At 46.9% G+C, this 25198-nt stretch carries 20 protein-coding genes and 1 pseudogene; 7 read left to right on the top strand and 14 right to left on the bottom strand.

Going from position 1 to position 25198, the window contains the following annotated elements:
* Positions 1-39: 39 nt before the first annotated feature.
* Positions 40-1581 (top strand): exopolyphosphatase, encoded by a 1542-nt coding sequence (gene ppx, locus IB214_RS06715; RefSeq protein ID WP_117343526.1) that lies wholly within the window; start codon positions 40-42, stop codon positions 1579-1581.
* On the opposite strand, the gene IB214_RS06710 is transcribed toward ppx, so the two are convergent.
* Positions 1561-3831 (bottom strand): sensor domain-containing phosphodiesterase, encoded by a 2271-nt coding sequence (locus tag IB214_RS06710; RefSeq protein WP_117343525.1) that lies wholly within the window; start codon positions 3829-3831, stop codon positions 1561-1563. The genes ppx and IB214_RS06710 overlap by 21 nt on opposite strands.
* A gap of 349 nt (positions 3832-4180) precedes the next feature.
* Between IB214_RS06710 and IB214_RS06705 the strand changes: the two genes are divergently transcribed.
* Both IB214_RS06705 and mscS read left to right on the top strand, forming a co-directional pair.
* Complete coding sequence (locus IB214_RS06705) at positions 4181-4384, top strand: YfgG family protein (RefSeq protein WP_117343524.1); 204 nt, start codon at positions 4181-4183, stop codon at positions 4382-4384.
* A gap of 368 nt (positions 4385-4752) precedes the next feature.
* Positions 4753-5631 (top strand): small-conductance mechanosensitive channel MscS, encoded by an 879-nt coding sequence (gene mscS / locus IB214_RS06700; protein WP_117343523.1) that lies wholly within the window; start codon positions 4753-4755, stop codon positions 5629-5631.
* A gap of 471 nt (positions 5632-6102) precedes the next feature.
* Here the strand turns inward: mscS and IB214_RS06695 are convergent, their stop codons facing one another.
* Both IB214_RS06695 and IB214_RS06690 read right to left on the bottom strand, forming a co-directional pair.
* Positions 6103-7872 carry a hypothetical protein gene (locus tag IB214_RS06695; protein ID WP_117343522.1) on the bottom strand — a complete coding sequence of 590 codons (1770 nt, stop codon included), beginning with the start codon at positions 7870-7872 and terminating at the stop codon, positions 6103-6105.
* 56 nt (positions 7873-7928) lie between these two features.
* Positions 7929-8077: pseudogene (locus IB214_RS06690) on the bottom strand (Arm DNA-binding domain-containing protein); the annotation flags it as partial.
* Positions 8078-8750: 673 nt separating this feature from the next.
* Here IB214_RS06690 and IB214_RS06685 point away from each other — a divergent pair.
* Together IB214_RS06685 and IB214_RS06680 are read left to right on the top strand one after the other, a co-directional pair.
* The gene (locus IB214_RS06685; RefSeq protein ID WP_208642066.1) at positions 8751-9770 is read left to right on the top strand and encodes a DGQHR domain-containing protein; all 1020 of its coding nucleotides are present in this window, start codon (positions 8751-8753) and stop codon (positions 9768-9770) included.
* A gap of 10 nt (positions 9771-9780) precedes the next feature.
* The gene (locus IB214_RS06680) at positions 9781-10503 is read left to right on the top strand and encodes a hypothetical protein (protein ID WP_135953077.1); all 723 of its coding nucleotides are present in this window, start codon (positions 9781-9783) and stop codon (positions 10501-10503) included.
* Positions 10504-10778: 275 nt separating this feature from the next.
* Here IB214_RS06680 and IB214_RS06675 read toward each other — a convergent pair whose 3' ends face one another.
* The 7 genes from IB214_RS06675 to IB214_RS06645 form a co-directional block, all read right to left on the bottom strand.
* On the bottom strand, positions 10779-11138 hold the full coding sequence (locus tag IB214_RS06675) for a HigA family addiction module antitoxin (RefSeq protein WP_223240258.1): 360 nt from the start codon (positions 11136-11138) through the stop codon (positions 10779-10781).
* A 157-nt stretch (positions 11139-11295) separates the two neighbouring features.
* Complete coding sequence (trbL, locus tag IB214_RS06670; RefSeq protein WP_117343520.1) at positions 11296-12642, bottom strand: P-type conjugative transfer protein TrbL; 1347 nt, start codon at positions 12640-12642, stop codon at positions 11296-11298.
* 2 nt (positions 12643-12644) lie between these two features.
* A complete protein-coding gene (locus IB214_RS06665) occupies positions 12645-12818 on the bottom strand; it encodes a hypothetical protein (RefSeq protein ID WP_164496623.1) in 174 nt (57 codons plus the stop codon).
* Between the two features lie 9 nt (positions 12819-12827).
* Entirely contained in the window at positions 12828-13622 is a 795-nt protein-coding gene (trbJ, locus tag IB214_RS06660; RefSeq protein WP_117343561.1) for a P-type conjugative transfer protein TrbJ, read from the bottom strand.
* A 771-nt stretch (positions 13623-14393) separates the two neighbouring features.
* On the bottom strand, positions 14394-15155 hold the full coding sequence (locus IB214_RS06655; protein WP_117343519.1) for an ABC transporter ATPase: 762 nt from the start codon (positions 15153-15155) through the stop codon (positions 14394-14396).
* Positions 15142-15999 (bottom strand): helicase RepA family protein, encoded by an 858-nt coding sequence (locus IB214_RS06650; RefSeq protein WP_117343518.1) that lies wholly within the window; start codon positions 15997-15999, stop codon positions 15142-15144. Before IB214_RS06650 ends, IB214_RS06655 begins: the two co-directional genes overlap by 14 nt.
* Before the next feature lie 5 nt (positions 16000-16004).
* Positions 16005-16235, bottom strand: a complete 231-nt coding sequence (locus IB214_RS06645; protein WP_117343560.1) for an AlpA family phage regulatory protein — start codon at positions 16233-16235, stop codon at positions 16005-16007.
* An 86-nt stretch (positions 16236-16321) separates the two neighbouring features.
* Here IB214_RS06645 and IB214_RS06640 point away from each other — a divergent pair, with 86 nt between their 5' ends.
* The gene (locus tag IB214_RS06640) at positions 16322-17284 is read left to right on the top strand and encodes a LuxR family transcriptional regulator (protein WP_223240259.1); all 963 of its coding nucleotides are present in this window, start codon (positions 16322-16324) and stop codon (positions 17282-17284) included.
* A 231-nt stretch (positions 17285-17515) separates the two neighbouring features.
* Here IB214_RS06640 and IB214_RS06635 read toward each other — a convergent pair whose 3' ends face one another.
* From IB214_RS06635 to guaB, 4 genes are all read right to left on the bottom strand, one after another.
* A complete protein-coding gene (locus IB214_RS06635; protein ID WP_117343516.1) occupies positions 17516-18898 on the bottom strand; it encodes a Shedu immune nuclease family protein in 1383 nt (460 codons plus the stop codon).
* A 154-nt stretch (positions 18899-19052) separates the two neighbouring features.
* Positions 19053-20243, bottom strand: coding sequence for a site-specific integrase (locus IB214_RS06630; RefSeq protein WP_117343515.1), 1191 nt, complete (start codon positions 20241-20243; stop codon positions 19053-19055).
* Positions 20244-20550: 307 nt separating this feature from the next.
* Positions 20551-22128 carry a glutamine-hydrolyzing GMP synthase gene (guaA, locus tag IB214_RS06625; RefSeq protein ID WP_096759358.1) on the bottom strand — a complete coding sequence of 526 codons (1578 nt, stop codon included), beginning with the start codon at positions 22126-22128 and terminating at the stop codon, positions 20551-20553.
* Positions 22129-22192: 64 nt separating this feature from the next.
* On the bottom strand, positions 22193-23659 hold the full coding sequence (gene guaB, locus IB214_RS06620; protein WP_117343514.1) for an IMP dehydrogenase: 1467 nt from the start codon (positions 23657-23659) through the stop codon (positions 22193-22195).
* A gap of 161 nt (positions 23660-23820) precedes the next feature.
* Here guaB and xseA point away from each other — a divergent pair, with 161 nt between their 5' ends.
* Positions 23821-25194 carry an exodeoxyribonuclease VII large subunit gene (gene xseA / locus IB214_RS06615; RefSeq protein ID WP_117343513.1) on the top strand — a complete coding sequence of 458 codons (1374 nt, stop codon included), beginning with the start codon at positions 23821-23823 and terminating at the stop codon, positions 25192-25194.
* Positions 25195-25198 lie beyond the last annotated feature (4 nt).

Raw genomic sequence — 25198 nt, 5'->3', positions numbered from 1 at the left:
CCAACACATACACAACTTGAAGTATGACGGATAAACGCTATGCCAATACACGACAAGTCACCACGACCGCAGGAATTTGCTGCGGTCGACCTGGGTTCAAACAGTTTCCATATGGTTATTGCCCGCGTAGTTGACGGAGCGATGCAAATTATAGGGCGACTAAAACAACGCGTACATCTGGCGGATGGACTCGGCGAAGACAATAAGCTGAGCGAAGAAGCCATGGAGCGTGGATTAAGCTGTTTGTCATTGTTCGCGGAACGACTGCAGGGCTTCCCCCCATCAAGCGTCTGTATTGTGGGGACTCATACGCTGCGTCAGGCACTAAATGCCCCTGATTTTCTCAAGCGCGCAGAAAAGGTCATCCCCTACCCGATCGAAATTATTTCCGGTAACGAAGAAGCCCGACTGATTTTTATGGGTGTGGAACATACGCAGCCGGAGAAAGGCCGTAAGCTGGTGATAGACATCGGCGGCGGTTCTACCGAACTGGTGATCGGTGAAGATTTCGAGCCTAAACTGGTCGAGAGCCGTCGGATGGGCTGCGTCAGCTTTGCCCAGATGTATTTCCCAGGCGGCATTATCACTCGGGAAAACTTCCAGCGCGCCCGCATGGCGGCAGCGCAAAAACTGGAAACCTTAACCTGGCAGTTTCGAATTCAGGGTTGGAACGTGGCGCTGGGTGCCTCAGGCACCATTAAAGCGGCGCACGAGGTGCTGCTGGAGATGGGTGAAAAAGATGGCTTTATTACCCCCGAACGCCTGGAAATGCTGACCAGTGAAGTCCTGAAGCACACCTCTTTTTCAGCACTCAGTATGCCAGGGCTGTCCGAGGAGCGGAAAGCGGTTTTTGTCCCCGGACTGGCTATCCTGTGCGGCGTTTTTGATGCGCTGGCAATACGTGAGCTGCGCCTTTCTGATGGTGCGCTTCGGGAAGGCGTACTGTATGAAATGGAAGGTCGCTTCCGCCATCAGGACGTACGTAGCCGTACTGCCAGCAGCCTGGCAAACCAGTACAACATTGACAGCGAACAGGCGCGCCGCGTGCTGGAAACCACTATGCAAATGTATGAGCAGTGGCATGCGCAGCAGCCTAAGCTGGCGAACCCGCAGCTGGAAGCATTACTCAGATGGGCCGCCATGCTGCATGAGGTGGGATTGAACATCAACCACAGTGGCTTGCACCGCCACTCGGCTTACATTCTGCAAAACAGTGACCTACCGGGTTTTAACCAGGAACAGCAGTTGATGATGGCGACATTGGTTCGCTACCATCGCAAAGCCGTTAAGCTGGACGATCTGCCACGCTTTGCGTTGTTTAAGAAGAAACAGTTCTTGCCGCTTATCCAGCTGCTACGTCTGGGTGTCTTGCTGAACAACCAGCGCCAGGCGACGACCACGCCGCCGACGCTGACGCTTATCACCGACGAGAACCACTGGACATTGCGCTTCCCGCATGACTGGTTCAGCCAGAACGCGCTGGTTTTGCTCGATCTGGAAAAAGAGCAGCAATACTGGGAAGCCGTAACGGGCTGGCGGCTTAAAATTGAAGAAGAACGCTCACCCGATATCGCCGCATAACGCTTCAACAGGTGCCAGAGTTTCTGGCACCTGTTCTTGCAAAATCTCATGCAGCGGCTGCGGTTTACCGATCAGATAGCCCTGCATATAATCAATTCCTAAAGAAACCACCGCGCTGCGTATTTCTTCGCTTTCGACATACTCCGCCACCACCATCATTCTTTTCATTCGCGCCAGGTGACAAATCGATGACACAATTTGGTAGTCGAGGCTATTCGAAACAATATTGCGAATAAAGCTGCCGTCAATTTTCAGGATATCGGCGTTCACATTTTTCAGTCGCGCATAGCTGGCATAGCCGGTGCCAAAATCATCAATCGCTATCTGACAGCCAAGTAACTGCAATTGCAGCAGCGTTGCCTGCGCTTGCTCGGCATTGGTTAAGGCATTGCTTTCCGTTACCTCAAAGACCAGTTGCCAGGCTTCAATCTTATATTTCACCAGCAATTGCGCGATATCGGTCGGAAGTCGGGCGCGACACACCGAGGTAGGCGATAAATTAATAGCAAAGCGACGGGCTGGCATTCTCTCCCGATTCTGAGCCATAAATTTCAACGTGTTTTCAATCACCCACAGATCGATGCTGGAGGACAAACCGAACTCATGCGCGACGGGTAAGAAACAATCCGGCGTAACGATTTCATCGTCATCCCCTTTCAGACGCAGCAGGATTTCATGGTACACATCGCCACGCACACCATAAATGGGCTGTGCCATCAGGAAAAAGCGGTTGTGCTCCAGCGCCTGCTGTAGCCGATTCATCATCGCCACTTTATCTTTCAGGTCCCGCTGCAGGTGCATGGCACCACGACGTTGCAAATTTTCAGGCGTGTTGGTGGCAAGGGAGAGTTCGGCAATGGTGCTAAGTTCGCCCAATAACAGGTAGATATGATTAACCGGAGAGCGAACATAGCAATAACTGATCCCCACCTGTGGCTGTAAAGGCATACCATCCCAGACAAAGCGGAATTGCTTGATGTGCTGATCCAATGCCTCAATGCGCTGCTGGTGGGACTCGGTGTTAAACCGCAGGACAAGGTCATTACCCGATAACTGGAAGACGTACTCATCCTGTTCCAGAAAGGGCGCTATCCAGTGAGCGATTCTTTGCTTGTACTGGATACGTAGCATGATCCCATAATTTTTGACCAGCGGTTCCATGCCAGGAATCCGCAAGAAACAGAGCACGGACCAGGGCGACTTCTTCAGCTCCCGGTTCAACGCGCGCAGATTTGGAAGATGCACCATAGGATCAAAATACGCCTGACGATATGTACGTCGGGTAACGGCTCTCTGACGCGTTGCCAGCACGGCGATGTAATTTACGATAAAGGAGAAAACAAGATAGCTCGACGAGGTGATCGCCAGCTGCGTATCGTAACCTGAGTACCAGGGCATGTAGCTCTGATAATGATGTATTCCCGTAATGAGTATAACCGCCCACATCAGTGAAATAAGTCGATAGCCGTAACGCATTGCTCCCCACAGCATGACGGGCAATAACAGGGATAAGGTATAATTCGTACTGAAAATCGAGCTATTTTCATTTAACGGCATACACAACAGCGTCATCAACGTCGTCAATACTATCAACCACGCTGCAAACTCCGTCTTCGAGACTTTACTATCAAACTGCTGTTTTAACTGAGAAAAATAGCCGCGCAGGTGAAAAGGGTTTCGTATTGCCCGAATGATAAAATAACATAGCGGAATACCCACGAGGTTTCCCGTCAGTAGGGCCTGATAATTGATCAACGTGCCGGTATTGAAAGGCATGACGCCCATCATCCCTGATTTGCTCGCATACACGCCAACAAACGCGGCAAACTGAAAGAGTACCAGGAACAGCGTTGCCGGACAGAAAACCTGCCAAAATATACGCTGAAACATCAGATGCGAGTCACCATGAGCCACGTTGTTCCGTCGGGGGGCGAACACCCGATATCCACCCCAACTGAGGACAATCGTTACGACAAAGTGTGCAATGATTGACACTGTTTCAAACACGCCAACCTGTGGGAGTTTATACCAGCTGATCGCAATGATAATGCCCGGTAATGCGGCCCAGCCAAAAAAGAGCATCAGGCTAATCATCAGCGCTAAAGGTAGATAAAAAAGAACGACGTTCCCCGTACTAATATGCGCGTAGGTGTTCACACAACTCAGTAAAGGCAACAACAGGGAGGGTAAGATGAGAGGTAATGCCCACCATTGGTCTCTAATAACAATATACTTTTTATTGATTTTCATAGATGCTCAGTAGAGTCCCTCACATCCTGAAGGGGTATTCAGACAGGTATCCCACCTGACTTTAAAACAATGATGTACAACACATCATAATGACTCATCAATTTTAGTTATCACCTGAATAGGGCGCTTGACATATATCAAGGAAAACAGGACCCATTAATCATTTATTACCTTTTTCCTCTTTTGTTATCGTTAATTCATTATTAATGCAAATAATAAAATTATCTTTCATAACATAAGAAGATAAAACAACTGATGCATTTTTACATAATGATGAATTGACCATTCCCTCACAGTGTGCCTTAATGTAAGCATCGCCCATTGTTGGGTACACTTTAAGGAACCCTTTGTGAGCCAGGTTACCAGCCTACGAAAACGACACCGATTTAACAGTCGCATGATCCGGATCGTACTGCTTATCAGCTTCCTCTTCTTCTTTGGACGCTTCGTCTACTCTGCTATCGGTGCGTGGCACCACCATCAGAACAAGAAAGAATCCCAACAGAGCAGCCTGTCGCAACAGACTTCCCCTGTTCAAATGGATAAACATTAATCGCTTAAAGACCGCTGTAAAGCTCTGCGCTTCAAGATTCCTTACCGGATGGCTAATCGTCTGACAGTTAACCATCCGGTAAGGGATTTGTGTTCCCTCCTGTCACTATTTTTATAACACCACACGTCACCCCAGCCAATCAATTTTGATTTCCGCACAATTACACTATCTTTTCGCTCCTCATCACCACACTATTCACGCTGATTTTCTATGTTTCTGTTTATTGGACATAATAAACGCAAATACAGCTCAAATAGCCACTAACCAATAGTGTTAATTAATATAACTGGCGTGCACATTTATATATCAAATGTAATTGAATATTTATATGAGCCTTTTTATTTTTATACATTCGACAGGGTAATACAATGCAGGGTTTTACATTATTTCCGAAAATACGAAGCGGTCTTGAGTGGATCACTGGGCACAGCGATGCAGTAATTCAATTTGGATGGAACATTCTTGCCGCCGTGATTTTACTGTTTATCGGTAAGTTCGTCTCACGGTTGCTTTCTCGCGGACTGGAGAAACTGCTGTTAAAGCGTAAAGTTGATATCACCATTATCCAGTTCTTCACTGCGTTAGTCCGCTACATCATCCTCGCATTTTTTGTCGTTGCGGCTTTGGGCCGTATCGGCATTGAAACGTCATCCATTATTGCCATCATTGGTGCCGCCGGGCTGGCCGTCGGTCTGGCGCTACAGGGATCGCTGTCCAACTTTGCGGCTGGCGTGCTGCTGGTCTCCCTGCGTCCATTTCGCGCCGGCGAGATCGTACAAATTGGTGCAGTCACCGGGACAGTCGAAAAAGTGCATCTTTTCTCAACTACCCTACTCACCGCTGATAGCAAAGAGGTGGTGATCCCTAACGGTAAAATCATCTCTGACAATATTATTAACTACTCTCGCCACCCGTTTCGTCGTATCGACCTGGTAATTGGCGTTGGCTATCAGAGTCGGATTGCAGAAGTGAAACGCGTCATTACTCATATCATCGAGCAGGATAAACGCGTTGATCAGAGTCGCGGCGTAACCGTGCGTCTGGGCGAACTTGCCGCCTCATCGCTTAACTTCTACGTTCGCGTTTGGGTGCGTAACGGCGAATACTGGAACACGTATTACGATCTACTGGAAAACATCAAAGAAGCGATGGATGCCAACCATATCGACTTGCCTTATCCGCAGATGGATATCCGTGTTCAGAACGTCCCATCACAATCACAGCCGCAGCTACAACTGGTCGATTGACTGCAAAAATAAAACACCCTCTGTAAAGACAGAGGGTGTTTGTGCGAATAGCCAGAGTAAAATCAGGCAAAGTGGAAGGTTATTATTCCCACTCAATCATCAATTGGAAATTAAAAAACTTATAAATCAATCAATTAATAAAATAAAAAATCTAAACACCATGAGAAATACCATACCGAGTAAATTCAAGAAGTCGAATTATCCTCTCTCGCGGCAAACGCTACCGATAGTTGCCATCCAAGGTGAACAACTCATACGTGCTACCATCCTGAATACACTCAGCCACATAAGATGGACCGGCTTGGAAAAGCTCGACCATTGCCTCGTCGTGACTAAGGTCTTTCATCAATCACCTATAGTTCATGGATGCCCTCAGCCTGGAGAATAGCCTGCTCAGGCCACTAAAAATCCTTCCGTTTCTGGCAGTACCGCTTGTCAGGACTGACAGAAAACGGCCAGAAGCAGCCATTGCTACTCGTCCGACTCATCAGTCTCGCCGAACAAGAATTTCCCTATGTGCCAAATCGATCGCCCAACGTTGTGAATGAGTTGCTCTCCCTGCCGCAATGGCGAGTCTTCTTCATCGACGCCCGCGAGCTTGATCGCGTCTGTTATCTTTGAACCTGTAGGGTGTGCATCTCCCACTCGCATATCATAAACACCGGCAATCTCAGCAAATACTCTCTTGGCTTTGTCGTCTCCAATTTTCTCAGCCAAAATACTTTGGAGTAACTTGTTTGAGCCGAGCTTGGCTTTATCTTGGTGTGTAGAAAGCTTGCGTAGCTCGGTTACGTTGAGCCTGTCCGAGAATACGCGAATGATGTCCTTAGCTAATCTGAGTAGGGTCGCTCTGTCTTTGCTTGCAAACCTGGATATTTGCTGCCCTACTTCGGAGTCATCAATATCATGGGTGAACAGCGATATTTCGTATTTATGCCTGAAGCCGTCTTCCAAAAGCCTCATGCTTCCAAAAAACATTTCTTCAACCGCATATGTGGATGCCGGTTTCGCCCTCACCTGCGCGTCCAGCAGCTCACTTGAAACCTTTCCTTCAGGAGCTACATTATGCCCCGCCCAAACATGCTGCTCCCATGGGGCGAGTCGTGCGATGTCATAAGCATATACGGTGATAAGATCCGAACTGTTTATCCCGAAATGCGTTTTATATCCTGATGTGGAATTAATAGCTCCAGTTTCAGCCGTGTACCACGCCAACTTAAATCCTCGACTATTGAGAAGCTCATTTACGACGCTGGCCCGAAACCATAGCCAGCGGCCTATGTCCTCGTTATCAAGCTCTGCTGATCTCATTCGCGTTCCATCGGTTTCCACGATGAATTGCGGGAGGTTCGGATCTGCATCTCCACGAACGCGTAGGCTTTTTGATTGGTGGTCTATCCATTCCTCACGCCAAAACTCCCCTTCTACCCGTACACCTTTATAGCCTCCGCGATGCCCCTTTGAACTTTCATAGTCAGTGTTCGAGTCATTCTCAGGGCCCATTACAGGGGCGTCTTCGCCCTCATCAACGTCTGTTCTCCAGGCTCGAAACATCGCCCAGCTCCCCCCAAAGACGTCATCAAGCTTGCGAAGGATTAGGGTGAATTTACCGTTATCTCTTTCCTCACTATGAGGCTGCAAATTTGAATATACGCTGTCCTCAAATACGGGGACGTTTTCTACCCTCTGTCGGTAGTATGAAAGGCGGAGCGACAGATTTCTGGCCGCTAGATAGTCGAGTAAAAATTCTCTTTTTATTTCTATCTGACGATGCTCGCCATCTTCACTCACTGTCTCGCGAGCTACCACAACGAAATTTTCTTCGGGTCTGACCCAGTTGTCCCCCTCTTTGACCAAGTGCAGCGCGACTACCAAATCAGGACTCAGTATCCATTTTCGACCACCAACAACAGGTTGCGGGTGTTCATAAACTAGATTGACACCTATTGGCTCTTTATCGTTGTATTGATATTGGTCAATGGACGCATAATATCCATCTTCGTATGCATAAGGCGCGACTGTGTGGCCAATGCCTATGTCGCTCCATCCAAGACGTTCCTCAACTAGCTGACGATGCTCTGACGGGAATGCAACAGAGCCACAGCCGAAATATTCACTGGCATAGCCAACTTCTTTTAGATCCCCTTTATTGCTCTCAACTAACGCTCTCAAAGGAACCCACGCCGCATTAGAAAATACCCTGCGGGTTTCCTTTGTCTGGAGAATCCACTCTTCACTCATGGTCGAATTTCCTTAATTCATGACAGCATGCTGAGATTAAGCAATGGCCTTCGCTTGATAGTCTCCTGCCTGCCGTGGATCGAGTAGTTGTAGCGGAATGAAATCGACCCGCAGGCGTGATGGCTACATAGAGGCCGTCACGGTCGTTCACTTTGTAGAGCTTGTCTTTCGGCTTGATGTTACGCAGCTTGGTATCGGTCAGCATGGTCAGGTTTCTTCTAGAAAACACCATGCTCCCCTATCGTAAAAAAACCAATAAAAATATTATAAATCAATATATTAATTTAAATAGATATCATGTCTATCTGGTTAGGAGTGACATGGTATCGAGTGCCGAACGTGGCATTAGGGTCAGATCGTACCTTCTACCATGCCATAAAAACGGAGGGCTTGGCGATGCGTAAAATTGCCAGATAGTGCGAGGTCGAAAACGCAAAAAGCCCGCAATTACGCTGGCTTCCGGGTGTTTCTTGCCACTCGCTACCGGTCTATCCCAGACGCGGAGTCACTCCCACTCAATTACAAATAGAAGAAAAAAAATAAATAAAATCAATTTATTAAGCAATCAACCATAGTTCAATACCACAACAAACACTACAAAAGCAGTCCAGAAACAAAATCCTCAAGGGGTATAATGACACTGGAATGTCGAGTGGAATAGGAAGATCCATGGCCCTAAAATCGCGTGTTTTGCTGTCAACGAGACGCAACACCACCTGTAACACACTAGCGAACTCTAAAAACTTAGACCATCGTGTAAACCACGGGATGCCAAGCCAGCGCTACGGACCTAACAGATCAGAAAAACGGAACCAACATTTCTTGACGTATAACACCATGCACGCATAGACTTACGCGAAAGAATTGGGTCAAACCTTATGCAAACCTATCCATTCATTGAAGTTCAGCAGAAAGAACATTCCTTCAAGCTCGTCTCATTACCAGCGGGCCTATTGACCCGTATCTCCTATGCATCCGTGCGGAGAAAAGACCAAGAAGAAGGAGCTGTGCAACGCGTGCTAAACAACTCCCGAATAGCAGGTATCAAAGATTTTGCGCTGCGAATGGGTGATTTTCCTGCCTCCATAGTCCTGAACTGGATTGGAGGAAGCATGGCCGTGAATAACGGGCAGGTTGAAATTATAGATCTACCCAAATTGGCACAAATCATTGACGGCCAGCATCGGGTTGCTGGTCTTAAAGCAGCGATTGAGGATGATCCATCAGTAGCAGACTACCAAATCCCTGTGGCAATTTACGAAAATCTAGATACCGCACACAGCGCTCGAATTTTCATTTCCATAAACACTGAGCAGCGCCCCGCTCCTAAGAGCTTAGTATTCGACCTCTATGGTGTGACTGCGTCAGATCTGATGGATCCTGCGGCAATCCGAGCTAACGATATAGTCTTTCATCTTTGCGCTGAAGGACAGCCATATAACAGATGGATTAAGTTGCCAAACCAAGAACGACAACGTGGGGGTATCGCACTTTCTACCGCTGTAAACGCTATCAAACCTCTGGTCGATTCGAAGGGACAGCTTGAACAAATCGGTGCCACAGAACTGGAAATCCAAAAGATAATATTTTCTAACTACTTCTCAGCAATTATGGATAAATATGATCATAAATGGGACGATAGGGCGAACGCCTTTATTTATGCATCAGGCTTCATCGGCGCAATTGATTTCTTTAGAAGCCACATGTTTGACTATTGCAAAAGTCAATCATCGTTTGAAACATCAACAATTGTGGACGCACTTTCTATGGATGAGACAAGCCTCATTATGCAGGAAGATGTAAAAGGCCTTGGGGGTTCCGAAGCAGCAAATGCAGTAAGGGATCGACTCATTAGTTCGTTTAAGCCAATAAGCTCCTCTCAGGGCTTCAAACTTTAGTCAGAAAAACATGTCAGATGCTGCCAGATTAGCAAGCCAATCCTTCTCAAATAAATCTTCAGGAGTTTCCTACGACCATTTCACTCCTAGCAATGCCGATATTTCTGCTATAAGTTCAACTATTGATGATGCTCTAGTAGGATCAGCATATGCAGCAGCTTTATCTTATGCCGAAGCCATCTCAGGACTACAGAAGGGCTCAATATCTTGGTCAATCGTGAGACTTTATTATTCGTGCTTCTACAGCCTGCGTGCAATGCTCATCTTAAATCGAGTTATCCCCTTCAACTGCAGCGGAGAAATGCTATTAGATATTCAAAGCAGTAAGTTTTTAAAGGGTGGTAAATCAAGCCACCATTGGAACTGGGTTACTCTCAGAAAGATACCTTGTATGAATAAAAGCTGGTTTTTATCCTCAGACTCTCAGGAAGCTTATGAAAGCCTCAGAAAACACAGGGAAAATGTCAATTATACACATGGCTTTACTGACCCAGATTTCCATCGTTGCTTAATATCTGGAGAATCAGATCTCGGAAAGCGTTTCAGGTCATATCGGGATGACGACAAGTTTATATATACATATCTTGCAGACCACCTTGCAATTGCCTATCCAACAAAGCTCATACATGATTTAGACAAGTCAATGCGTAAAGCGTCGGTCACTTTACCTACAGAAAATATTGATCACCTAAATAGGATATGGTCAATTAAAGACAAGTGCCCGCTTTGCTGAAAAAGCTAAACGAAGATTCAAGTGCTATGACAGACGCTACCTTTCTTGAAATAGGGGAGGATGGCTAACTTTCGTTGCAACTTCATGGTAGTGAGTTTAAAAGAATGGAACCCGGCTCTATGGCTAATTCATGCTCCTACTCAGCGTTTCACAAAGGACCGTTATCTGTTTATGGTGAGAATTGTTGCTTCGAGTAAGGACTCCGATAATTGTTCTAACTTCTATGACATTTGAGGGGCGGCTGTGTTACGGCAAGTGAGGTGGCAGCAGACAGATTATTTTCTTCGATGTTCCTTACCGTCTTGCAACGTCTCAAGTTTGCTCCAGAAGTCATCGTCTGTCCCAAATATCTCAGCAAGAACGCGGGCTTCATTATCGCTAAGACGACGCATGCCGCAGATGATATCTTCAACATCCTGCAGGGAAACACCCATAGCTTCCGCCAGTTCATCATGAGACATGTTCAGCGGTTTTAAAAATTCCTCTGTCAGCATTTCTCCCACTGTCACAGGCCCGGCAGTATCGGCTTTTGTGTAGTATGCAAGAATCTCAGAACGCCCCTGCTCATACGTCAGCTCACCTGAAATAATACGTGCCTTAATGGACTCGTACAATGGAGTACCACTGGGGTCCATTCCTTCCAGTCTCAGGGAGGCCTCTGCTTTGCGAAAGCCCTCAATGCGTAACCGTGAATCGGGAGTCCTAAACATGGTTTTACCTTTGAGTTACAGAAGTAAAGTTCACTTAGTGAAAGCGTCAGCTCGCGCTCTCACCTAAATTGACGCGCGTGAATCAAGATTTATTATTACCGGATAAGCTATCTCCGGCAAAATCATCATGCTCGCGGTTATCCCGACGAGTAGCTGTTTGTTTACGTATCTGAGTTGCCAACTCCCCTCCAATAGTCTGTTGGACACGAGAAGAATTGCCACTTCGCTTCATTGTCTGGTACTCAGCAGCTCCGTGCAGCATACTGCTTCCCATATGGCTTGCCATGCGGCCAGCACGCGAGAAGGATGCAGCAAAACCTTCGCTTCCCCCACTGGAGCTACCTTTACCGGATGGTTGCTCTTCCGACATGTCTACAGAACCGGTATCTTCACCACCACCAATTACGCCACCGGAACCCGACTCTTCGGCCATGGCAGCTTGCGCAGACTCGAACGCTGCTTTTAATGCAGAGGCTCCCCCGCTGACTTGAGCTGATGCCCCCATTGCCATTGCCCCAGCACCGCTGATGGCAGTAGCGGCAGCGCCGGTAATCATACCAGCCCCAAATCCACCAATCCCATGTAAAGACGCCCCTCCGACAACACCTGATAACAAAAGTGGCAACTTATTAGTCAATACTAATAGAATGATTGACGCCAGAAGCAAAACGATAAGGCTATTAAGATCAGGAACATCATCTTTAATAACAGAAAAGTATTGATCTATAAATGACTGTCCAATGCCGATAATTAATGTCATTGTGAACAGCTGAATACCGATTGATAAAACAGTACGCAAATAATTAATTGTAATATCAGAAGTCCACTTCGAACCGCCGAACCCAAGCAATATGATTCCTGCATAACATAATATCCACGCAGAAACCAACATTATCAACATATTTATGGCAATAAGAGACATTACAACCAAAACGATTATCGCGACAGAAATCATTATTGTGGATATCATTGGTGACCAGATCGATGCTGCAGAACTTATCTTCGTTAATATCAAAAATGCCATATCAACTATACTTGAAGGCGAAATACCTACGCTTGTTCCTAATGCACTTGCAGCAAGCTCCCTCATAGAATCAATTATAGACTTAGATATCGCAGGACCATGATTTAATAGGTAATAGAAAAAACCATTCACGGTGAAAAATCTTATTATTTCCGCAAGTAAATCTTGCAAGCCTCCCCCTTTCATCGCGATTAAACCAAACGTCCAAACCATACTTATTAATACCAGCCCCCAAAATAGCCAACTTGCATAATTACCAATTACTGTCGTCCATGTACTGGCAACTTGCTGATACTTATCTAATAAAGTATCAAGTAAGCCGCTGCTATCCAGTTGGCCTGCGTAGGCATTCATAGAAAAGAAAAATACCACACTTAAAGATATAAGCTTGCTTGCAATTTTCATAGTTACCAATCTCTCTTAGGACTTGGAGTATTATTGCTACGAAGCACACACTTATCGTATTTATTTCCATCAGTAGTATTTCCTGGCGGCAATAAACACTCCTTATCTTTTCTTTCACAAGAACATAAAATCAACGAGCTGATTACAACAAATGACATCAATAATTTATTATTCATTCTGTCTCCTCACCAAACTCGCTTAGGGCTTGGTTTATTATCCCCAGCCAATACTTTCTCATCAGCTACTGTCTGTTGAGCTTCTTTATCTGCCTGTACTTGAGCCAGTGTCATTGCCGCATTCTGTTGGGCTACCAGAAGTGAGCGTATCTGCAGCAGTTGGTTGGCCTGAGCGCTGGCAAGTTGGTTTCCGGCCTGAATTGCCTTCATCTGACCAGTTGCTCCACTCACCTGGCTTTGCAGGTCCACAAGGTTGTCAGCGTCAGATTGCAATGATTCCTGCTGCTGGTCGAGGGCTTTAAAGACCGCATCATTAGCCTTTTTACGTGCCCAAGAACTGTCCTTATCAGCACTGCGCAGCGCTTTTATCTCATCGGCAGTACATGAAATATTGCTGTTGAAGCAAGCTGATGAACGATAGTAATTAATATCCTGATAGCGCTTGAGGTATGAATCAAGACTACCTGTCTGGTTCTTGTAATAGTTCAGTGTATCCTGCACCTGCAGTAATTTGTTGATCGTAGAATTGGCCTGATCCCAGATATATGCTGCAGGCGCAGCAGTATTTTTCAGCATATTTTCATACTGCTGGAGTTGCGTCTGATACTGTTGAATTTGTTTTGCAACGGCCTGAACGTTATTGACTGCGCTGATTGTCGTTTGAACCACGTTAGTACCATCAATAACCGGAATCCCGGCCTTAGCCGCCAGAGCTATCAACGATATGGAAAAGAAAATGGGTACCATTTTTTTAGCGGCTAAAATCACTCTCGATAATGTAGACATTTGAACCAATAGCTTCATATTCCACCTCAATATTAACTGGATATTTATATTGGACACTTTCACTGTTAACAGACACTGATGTATGGAAAGCTGCGTCTGAGCAACAGTAATACGACTATCCGTATCGGCCCTCGCAGAGCAGGATTCCCTTTGAGCAGCCCCCGGCTTCGAATAAAGGGAAGTGAAGGGGAACATCGCGTAAGCGGTGGGCCTACTTCACATGTCCTGCCCCCCTGTTGCCGTTGTATACCTGTGTACGTATTGTGTATTCCTGTGTACAGGGTGTGTTTTCTTAAAGTATTAATGCAGGATTACTCGAATAAAAATCTGCAGTAAATGTGTTTTTTGCAAGGAAACTACATTTCTCTCGTTAAAAAATTAACTTTAATAGTTAAATATTGGCGTCCGCCAAGTTTATTAATGTTTCGATATATTGTAAGAAGTCATTTAATTTTACATGAACTAGTTTAATTACCATCTCTCAGCAAGTACTCCGCAGATTTTAGCGGCTAAAATCTACCCCCTATGCATTAGGCTAGGGGCGTACCTCATATGTCATGAAAATCTACCTCAAGTGTCTACATAACAAGTGCGTAGGTAATCTCCTCTTCTGGCGTCCAACCATCGGCCTTTGGCCGATTCTAGATTTGAAAGCGCCTGCTCAGGCAGGTGATTTCAAAGCCTGACGATACTGAATGATCCTATAAATACTGCCGAATAGTAGAAAAATCGGGCCGCTGTGACACGCTACCGGGCCGCTATAACACGCTATCGGGCCGCTGTGGCACATTATCGGGCCGTTGTGACACGTTTTATCTTGGAACTTTTTATCTCAATGCCAATTTCAAGCAATTGCCCGGCATCTTCTTTCAATCGTCGACGATAATTACGCAAAGTCATATTACTCGTCCCTTCACCACAAACTGCCATTATCAACTTATCCATATACCAACCTCCTGAAGGATTATGCTTATGAGTTAAGACGTGACGAGCAACAGCCTGGCTAATACCATGTTGTAATCGAGCAATGGGGCCAGGGGGATAATAAAAATGCAAATCCCTTTTCAACAACATTGCGAGTGCAACCCCCAGGCGGACACGCCATAAACGACGTTTTCCCCCGGTCAAAGGATCAGGCCGAGTCATAGGTGATGGCACTACATGATCGATTAGCCCTCCTATTATACAGTCGCCGCTTCTTTCCAGCTCTGGAGTTATAATTTCAACTGTTGCAACGCGGAGATCTATAAGCAATTTTTGTATGCGACCATAGCTATATTGTGCATCGGATAGCGTTCGGCGTACTTTCGCTGGATCTACTAATAATTCGATTCCACCATCAGAAATTTCACGACGTTTCTCGGCAACATATAGTATTGCCTCCACGATATCGGCATGACGCTGTCCGAGCCGACCGGTAACACGACAACGTCCGAAACTGGTCTCCATCCACTTTCCCTTTAGCTCTTGAGGACGCTGACTTGGCTGATACAGAACTACCCTGGCTTGCCATGCTGTACTTGTGGGCACCACCTTATTACCAGTTGTCATTGTCAGCACCACTCCGGGCCGATGCTCTTTCTTTAGTAAGCTTTTTATTATTCTTCGAGCTGAGCGCTGTTATTCTTAATACTCCCCCCTCGTGTCTCTGAAACCAACGATCAGGGGCACGTTCACCATAATTTGCTTTATTGATTCCAAATCTAACAAATTGACCTCGAATACCATCAGCAATACCGTAGGTCTTCGCTTCTAGGGCGGTCATACCCGCCAGATAAGATTGCCACCGTATATTATCAACCAGGACACTACTCCCCCTGCTTGCCTGTTGTATATCACCAACTCCCATCGTGGCAGCGCCTTTGTTTGAATGGTGTAGAAATATAATCGAACACCCAGTATCAGCAGCAATGCCTTCTAGCTTTCCAATGACTTTGGACATTGCTCCGCTATTATTCTCATCTTCCTGGTGGAAACGGCGAAGAGTATCCAGAATTATTAACCGTCTACCTTTTGAAATTTCATTTATCAAGTTGCTCCAACCTGACAAGAAAATATTTGGACACTTACCGACCAAAGGTTCTACTAGTAACTTATCAGCTACAAGCTTCTGCTGACGTGCTGTTAGATATTTTCCCAAAGCATATAAACGATGGTGAATAATAGTTGCCGAGTCCTCCACTGGCAGATAGGCCACTAACCCGGTTGGATATTCACCAAAGTTTAAAAGGTCTACACTACAAGTAATCTGCACAGCGAGTTGTAATGCCAGCATTGACTTACCAACACCACCCGGAGAAATAATCGCTCCGACAGTACCAGCAGCAAGATTAGGCAAAACATAATCAATTGGTTGTGGCTTAGCTTCAAACGCTTCCATTATGTTCAATGACATTACAGTTACCTACCTAAAACAATACCGGGTCTGGCCGCTTTAAACATTGCTGATTTACGATCCGCAATCCACTGTTCTACTTCAGACAGTTGCCATGCAACATTTCGGCTAGTAAGCGCTATGCGGCGCGGAAACTCTCCTCGTTGCTCAAGGTTATAAATAGTCCTGGCCGACAATGGGATCATTTTCAGAAGTGTTTTTCTATTGATAAGCGTGCTATTTTCCTTTGTTTGCATTTACCTTCCTCCAGTTTCCAATCAGGCCTATACAATGCCAAGCATTACCACTTGCTAAAACCTATTCATTGGCTAAAATGGTTGACATGAAAATTACTACCTGGGAAGGCTGTGACCCTACAGTTGCAGCAGCAATAAAAATGTTTGTAGAACGCGGATCTTCGTATTCCATAGCTTCGCGGAGGTATCCAATACTGCGTCTGGTTCAGGAAGTGATTGACCCTGCAGTAGCGGCGTATATAAATTCCCTGCCACTAAGCCATAAGGACTACATCTCTGGCGCAGACATAGGATTTAGTGAATTAATCAAAAAAATGGGTTTTAATGTCGTAGCACGGGCACAAAGACTTCTTTTGCGTAATTTCATCCTGACTTTAGATCGTCAAACTTCTCTTGATAAATGCCTTATTGCTACGATTGAATCTCTTATTGAGTTAGTTAGTGAGTGTGCATCCAAGCGGCCGAAGAAATCCTCACCTGCAAAAGGGGTAACTATAAATTCACAGCGTAAACTCGGTTTTTGCGAGTTCTGCGGTAACCAGACTGAATATGCTCAATTTATTAGTGAAATATCAGAATATGCTGCTAACGATATTGAGTTCCCCGATCATGAAAAATTGGTCCTTAGCCATCAATATTGCTCGAATCACAGGCCCAGACTGACCGACGGTCAATGGAATCCCAAGTACAGACAAGGAAAGCGTTCTTACGAACAGTTTAATAAAGAACTAATAAGACTGAGACGGCAATGCGCTAAACCAAGCAAGACTCACGCCAATTCCGGAGATATGTTGATTGATTACTACTTTTCTCATTGGATGCTTAATCAAACTTTTACCCCAGCAGATATTTTCGAAATCCGTAATATTGCACGACGTATGACTGATTCTAAGCTCTCTGATATTAAGAAAAAGATCCTCGCTTTAAAACATCAGGGACTTAATCAATCTGAAATTGCAGATGTTCTCACAAAGATTCATCGCATACTTATGACACGCCAAGCAGTATCCAAGGCTTTAGTATCTGTTCGTGAAGAATTTTATATTTAAAATTCTTAATGGATTAATTTACACTCTAAAAAAACGCAAGTAGAAATAGATATTTAGCTTTACTTACAACAAATACAAAGGCGGCCGCTAACTAATTTATCACATCCGTACAACTAAAATCGCATCGAATTATATTCGATTTATTTTAATAAAAACCCAAAAGCAACACCATGCACGAGAAACCATTAAATCATAATCTATGAATATTAATCATCGAATGGGATACACTTTTTAACTTGGAGAAAGCGCCTTTCTTATTTCAATTAAGCGTTGAAGAAGCTCATCAAAAGTAATGACCACGACTTCAGAAAATGCGTTTCGAACCAATTCAAATGATTTCTTATGCTCATTTTCAGTGGGTGATACGCCAGCTATAATTATACAGCGTATAGCAAAACCATGGATATTATTCAGGTTAGCATCCATTTTCAGGACAGGAAGTGTCATCTGTAGTTTAAATCGCTGATCGAGTAATTGAGTAAGTGCTCCACTCAACTCTCCGGAAGCAGCATAGACATCACCACCTCTATAGGGTTTCTTACTCAAAAGCTCCGTTTCAGGTTTTTTAATTTCTACCAGAGCCAGGTTACCCGAGGCAGCTGACGCATAAACAAAATCGGTGTATTTTCCCTCGCGCCCATTCAACTTTTTTCCTCCAGCATATGCTTGTCCTTGGACCAAAAAAACTGGAATAGCAAAGGCAAGGCTCAGAATAAATGGATTGTCCATAAAAAAGTTTTGCCATTTATTTTCAGTAAGCTTACAAACAAGCATTTCACGGTAACGAGCTATCAGCTGGTCGAGAGTGACCAGCTCAATATCACTTCTCAGTGCTAGCAAAGAGCGAGATTCAGTTTTAGCTAAGGCCTCAACATTATCTTTCACCAGTTGAACAACGGCACGTCTATCTTGAGGTCCTAGTGCTGTATTATCACGTCCACCATTTGTTTTCTCAGCGATAGTACCTGACCGTAACTTCTTAATTAAAGCGGGATATTGTTCTGGATCTGCCGCATGTAAAATGGATTGATAAGTTTGGAATTTTTTTTCACTTCTCGCATCTCTCTGGTATCGGGAAGTAATGGAGTTGAGTTCCTTTCGAAGACGATTAAAACGTTTAATGCCAAGCAAGAAAAATGGTGGGTCTATAATAGACTTATCACCCCCCTGTATAATCAGAACACTTACATCATCTCTGCTTGTTACAGCATCACAAATGTGCCGATATTCCCAGAGAAGGCCTAAGCCAAATCGATAATCTTTTGCAAAACCATCTGGTAGCTCTTCCAGGAGGCCGACTACGTCATCTTCTGATTCGGGTAAAGAATAAGGTTCAACAACTGGCCGGGTGATTACAATGCGTTCAAGCGCGTCATATTTCGGAGAGAGATACTCGTCGGTGTCTTGGCGAACATTAATCGGCCAAATAGTAATTTCATCAGGACAGATGTTCATTAAACGAGCAACCGGAGAATCAGAAGAGAGTTGATTAGGAGGAACATCTGTAAAAAAAACATCAACACCCTCTTCCAGTTCAGCCGACTGAATAATTAGAAAAGGGCCACCGTCTTCACGGTCACGTTGATTGTAAGCAGAAGGACGCAGAGAGGCCAAAGGTAAACTCCTTAATTAGATAAAAGCTACTGATTTATCAGTCCATAATAGCCATAGATACTCTGTTGCCGCTTTAACCGCAAATTTTAGCGGCTAAAATTTTCTTCTAATGACCCAAAAAGTAATGGGATTAATTTAACTCATTGATTATTAATCATTTAACAACCCACTCATCAACCATATCCGCCCAATCTTGCAGCATCTCTGATCTCTGCTCACGGTACTCGGCTTTATTATAAACAGCCCGTACCCCTTTCTGTTCATGCGCAAGGCACTTCTCTATCCAGTCAGTATTGTACCCGGCCTCATGTAACAAGGTGCTGGCTGTACGCCGTAAGTCATGGGGACCAAACTTAGGCAACAACTCCCCTTCTTTTTGTGCCAGTCGATACGTCAGTGTTAAAACCCGGTTTAAAGTAGCGCTACTCATTGGCGCATCGGAATCGTAGCGTGAAGGAAGGATAAAATCAGAGCTACCGGCAAAGGTTTTAAGAGCAATCAAAATATCCATTGCCTGTCGGGGAAGAAAAACCAAATGTGGATTACGTCGTTTCATCCTCTCCTTTGGTATCGTCCATAATGCTTCACTAAAATTGATCTCGTTCCAGGTCGCGTTAGTAAGCTCACTTTTACGTACCATCGTTAACAGCAAAAGTTTAACCGCTGCTCTGATTGATGGCGTCGTTCCTACCCGTTCCATATAACGATACATCAGACCGATTTCAATTGGCGTCAAGGCCCTGTCACGAGGCTCAAATTTCGCTATGCTTGCAGGCCGTACCAGATCAGCTGGATTCTCTACCTTCTGACCGCGCTCAATAGCCCAGCGATAGACTTGCAATACAATCTCTCTGGCGTGTACAGCTGTCGCCGGTGCCCCTCTCTCGACGATGTCATCGGTTAATGCGCGTAAGTCTTCATGTGTAATCTCACTCAGTTTCTGCTGGGCAAATTTTGACTTCAACTCCCTTTGATATACCGAACGCCGCATATCACGTGTCGATTCAGCCATTTGATAGCCACGTAACCATTTCTCAGCCCATGCGCCAAAAGTCTCCGCATCTTTGATACGCGCTTTATCTCTGGCTTTTTCCCTCGCAGGCGATCTTCCACCGGCAACCATCTTTTTAGCTTCGTTGAGCCGTTCACGCGCTTCAGCAAGCGTAATCCCTCCAACACCATAGCGGCCAAACGTAACGGTCTCTTGTCTTCCGTTTATTGAATAGTTGTAGCGAAATGAGATCGTTCCAGCCGGAGTCACCGCAACATACAGACCATCGCGGTCATTAACTTTATAGAGTTTTTCCTTCGGCTTAAGGTGGCGCAGCCTGGTGTCAGTCAACATGGTTTATTGTTTTCCTATATCAATTAATACCATGTTGTAAAAAACTCAGAAAAGTCATTTAACTATCTGTTTTTAATTGAGTTATAAAAAATAAACACCATAACTCAACCGAGATTTATCACATGGTACTTTTTCAAATCTGAATTCAAAACCAGAGAGTACCATCAAAAATTCCATTGAAAAAACCGTGCTTCCCGTTGCTAACAACTGCCAGAAAGTGCCAGACATAAAAACAAAAAAGCCCGCAGTTACGCGGGCTTAGAGGTGTTTTACTGCTTTTACGTGCAGGCTGTTGCCAGACGTGAAATCATTCCCACTCAATCGTCGCTGGTGGTTTACCGCTGATGTCATACACCACGCGGGAAATACCGTTCACTTCGTTGATGATGCGGTTGGACACGCGGCCCAGGAAGTCATATGGCAGGTGCGCCCAGTGGGCGGTCATAAAGTCGATAGTTTCAACAGCACGCAAGGAAACGACCCAGTCGTACTTACGTCCATCGCCCATCACACCAACGGAACGGACCGGCAGGAACACGGTGAACGCCTGACTCACTTTATTGTACAGGTCAGCTTTGTGCAGCTCTTCGATGAAGATAGCGTCCGCACGACGCAGCAGGTCGCAGTACTCTTTCTTCACTTCGCCCAGCACGCGCACGCCTAAGCCTGGACCCGGGAACGGGTGACGGTACAGCATGTCATACGGTAGGCCCAGCTCCAGACCAATTTTACGCACTTCATCTTTGAACAGCTCACGCAGCGGCTCAACGAGACCCATCTTCATCTCTTTCGGCAGACCGCCGACATTGTGGTGAGATTTGATGACGTGTGCTTTACCGGTTGCAGACGCGGCAGATTCAATCACGTCTGGGTAGATGGTGCCTTGCGCCAGCCACTTCACGTCCTGCAGTTTCAACGCTTCTTCGTCAAACACTTCAACGAACACGCGACCGATAATTTTACGTTTCGCTTCTGGGTCGTTCTCGCCTTTCAGCGCGTCGAGGAAACGCTGTTCGCCTTTAACGTGAATGATGTTCAGACCGAAGTGGTCGCCGAACATATCCATAACCTGCTCTGCTTCGTTCAGGCGCAGTAGCCCGTTATCAACAAAGACGCAGGTCAGATTTTTACCGATAGCACGGTGCAGCAACATGGCAGTTACGGAAGAGTCAACGCCGCCGGACAGGCCGAGGATCACTTTATCGTCACCAACCTGCTCGCGAATACGGGCAACGGCGTCATCGATGATTTTTGCCGGTGTCCACAGCGCTTCACACTGGCAGATGTCACGAACAAAGCGCTCCAGCATACGCAGGCCCTGACGGGTGTGGGTTACTTCCGGGTGGAACTGCACGCCGTAGAAACGTTTTTCTTCGTGCGCCATAATGGCAAACGGGCAGCTTTCGGTGCTGGCAACGGTGACAAAGCCTTCCGGGATAGCGGTAACTTTGTCGCCATGGCTCATCCACACATCCAGCAACGGTTTGCCATCTGCGGTCAGTGAATCTTCGATGCCACGGATCAGTGCGCTGTCGGTCTGAACTTCAACCTGTGCGTAGCCGAATTCACGCTCGTGAGACCCTTCAACATGGCCACCCAGCTGCATCGCCATGGTCTGCATACCATAGCAGACGCCGAATACTGGTACGCCTGCATTGAAGACGTACTCTGGTGCACGCGGGCTGTTCGCTTCGGTGGTGCTTTCCGGGCCACCGGAAAGAATAATACCGCTTGGGTTGAATTCGCGAATTTGTGCTTCCGTAACATCCCATGCCCACAGCTCACAGTAGACGCCCAGCTCACGTACGCGACGTGCCACCAGTTGCGTGTACTGCGATCCGAAATCGAGGATGAGAATGCGATGTTTATGAATATTGTCTGTCATTGACGCTAATTCCGAGGCAAGTGAAACAAATTCGCCCGGCATAGAAGCCGGGCGCGGAAACTGATCAGGAGCCCATACGGTAGTTAGGGGACTCTTTGGTAATGGTCACGTCGTGAACGTGACTTTCCTGAATACCCGCACCGCTGATGCGTACAAACTCTGCTTTCGTTCGCAGCGCGTCGATAGTACCACAGCCGGTCAGACCCATACAGGAGCGCAGGCCCCCCATCTGCTGGTGGATAATCTCTTTCAGGCGGCCTTTATAGGCCACGCGGCCTTCGATACCTTCCGGTACCAGTTTGTCAGCGGCGTTATCGCTCTGGAAGTAACGGTCAGAAGAGCCTTTGGACATCGCGCCCAGAGAACCCATACCACGGTAGGATTTATAAGAACGCCCCTGGTACAGTTCAATTTCACCCGGAGATTCTTCGGTACCGGCCAGCATAGAGCCCACCATTACCGCCGCCGCACCTGCCGCGATCGCTTTCGCGATATCGCCAGAGAAACGAATACCGCCGTCAGCGATAACCGGAATACCCGTACCTTCCAGCGCTTCAACCGCGTCAGAAACGGCAGTGATCTGTGGAACACCCACACCGGTAACGATACGGGTCGTACAGATGGAACCAGGGCCGATACCCACTTTCACCGCACTGCAACCGGCTTCAGCCAGCGCACGAGCACCAGCGCCCGTTGCAACGTTACCGCCGATGATTTGCAGATCCGGGTATTTCGCACGGGTTTCACGGATACGCTGTAAAACACCTTCAGAGTGGCCGTGAGAAGAGTCAATCAGCAGCACGTCAACGCCTGCAGCAACCAGTGCATCAACACGATCTTCGTTACCTGCACCCGCACCGACTGCAGCACCAACGCGCAGACGACCATGCTCGTCTTTACAAGCGTTAGGTTTACGCTCAGCTTTCTGGAAGTCTTTTACGGTGATCATGCCGCGCAGATGGAAGCCGTCATCAACGACCAGCGCTTTCTCAACGCGTTTTTCGTGCATTTTTGCCAGCACAACTTCACGCGCTTCGCCTTCACGTACGGTCACCAGACGCTCTTTCGGCGTCATGTATACGCTAACCGGCTGGCTGAGGTCGGTCACAAAACGCACGTCACGACCGGTGATGATACCCACCAGCTCGTTATCTTCTGTCACTACCGGGTAGCCCGCAAAACCGTTACGCTCGGTCAGTTCTTTTACTTCACGCAGGGTGGTAGTCGGCAGCACGGTCTGTGGGTCAGTAACCACGCCAGATTCGTGTTTCTTCACGCGGCGAACTTCTTCCGCCTGACGTTCAATAGACATGTTTTTGTGGATAAAACCGATGCCACCTTCCTGTGCCAGAGCAATGGCAAGGCGCGCTTCAGTCACAGTATCCATGGCTGCGGAGAGCATAGGAATGTTCAGACGGATCGTTTTCGTCAACTGCGTGCTGAGGTCAGCAGTATTCGGCAGAACGGTAGAATGAGCGGGAACGAGGAGGACGTCGTCAAACGTCAGGGCTTCTTTGGCAATACGTAGCATGGGCAATATCTCGACCAGATTGGTTAATAAATATTGCCGTGGCATTATACAGAGCGTAACCGATTGCATCCACACTTTTTTGCAAAAAAACCTTGCGATCCCCGGTAGGCGGGTTACTATCGATTGAATAACCTGCTGATTTAGAATTTGATCCCGCTCACATGTTATCCTCTCAAACCTCTTCAATTTTTACCGTAAGTCGCCTTAACCAGACGGTGCGCCTGCTGCTCGAGCAAGAGATGGGGCAAGTGTGGATCAGCGGCGAGATTTCTAACTTTACCCAGCCCTCTTCCGGTCATTGGTACTTCACCTTAAAAGACGATACCGCCCAGGTACGCTGCGCGATGTTTCGCAACAGCAACCGCCGCGTCACGTTCCGTCCGCAGCACGGACAACAAGTGCTGGTACGTGCCAATATTACGCTGTACGAACCGCGCGGTGATTATCAAATCATCGTCGAAAGCATGCAGCCAGCGGGTGAAGGTTTATTGCAGCAGAAGTATGAACAGCTCAAAGCCAAACTGCAGGCCGAAGGATTGTTCGATCAGCAGTGTAAACAATCGCTCCCAACGCCGGCTCATTGTGTCGGGGTGATCACCTCAAAAACCGGGGCGGCGCTGCACGATATTCTCCACGTACTCAAACGTCGCGACCCTTCCCTGCCGGTGATTATCTACCCGACAGCGGTACAGGGCGACGATGCACCGGGGCAAATCGTTCGCGCCATCGAACTGGCGAACGCCCGTAACGAGTGTGATGTGTTAATCGTTGGTCGTGGCGGCGGTTCGCTGGAAGATCTGTGGAGCTTTAACGACGAACGCGTGGCACGCGCCATTTTTGCCAGCCGCATTCCGGTGGTCAGCGCCGTCGGCCATGAAACCGATGTCACCATCGCCGATTTTGTCGGCGACCTGCGCGCGCCTACACCGTCTGCAGCAGCAGAGATTGTTAGCCGCAATCAGCAGGAATTATTACGCCAGATTCAGTCCGTTCAGCAGCGTCTGGGCATGGCGATGGACTACTACCTCGCCAACCGCAGTCGTCGCTTCACGCAGACTTTCCACCGTCTGCAACAGCAACACCCTCAGCTACGTCTGGCGCGTCAGCAAACTACGCTGGAACGACTTCGTCAGCGGATGAGCTTTGCGCTGGAAAACCAAATCAAACAGGCCAACCAGCGCCAGCAGCGCATACTGCATCGTCTGAACCAGCAAAACCCGCAGCCACGTATTCATCGTGCACAAACGCGCATTCAGCAACTGGAATATCGGCTGGCGGAAAATATTCGTACACGGCTTAGCGAGCAACGAGAACGTTTCGGGAATACCGTTACCCATCTGGAAGCCGTCAGCCCGCTGGCAACATTGGCACGCGGATATAGCGTGTCTACCGCCACCGGCGGCGGCGTGTTGAAAAAGGTCAAGCAGGTGAAAGCCGGCGATCTCATCACCACGCGGCTGGAAGACGGCTGGGTGGAGAGCGAGGTCACCACCGTGACCCCGCAGAAAAAAACGCGTTCGCGTAAAGCGCAGTAGCGGA

The organism is Citrobacter sp. C1, assembly GCF_014596895.2.
Classification (GTDB): domain Bacteria; phylum Pseudomonadota; class Gammaproteobacteria; order Enterobacterales; family Enterobacteriaceae; genus Citrobacter; species Citrobacter gillenii.
This window is presented reverse-complemented; position numbering and strand designations above follow the sequence as displayed.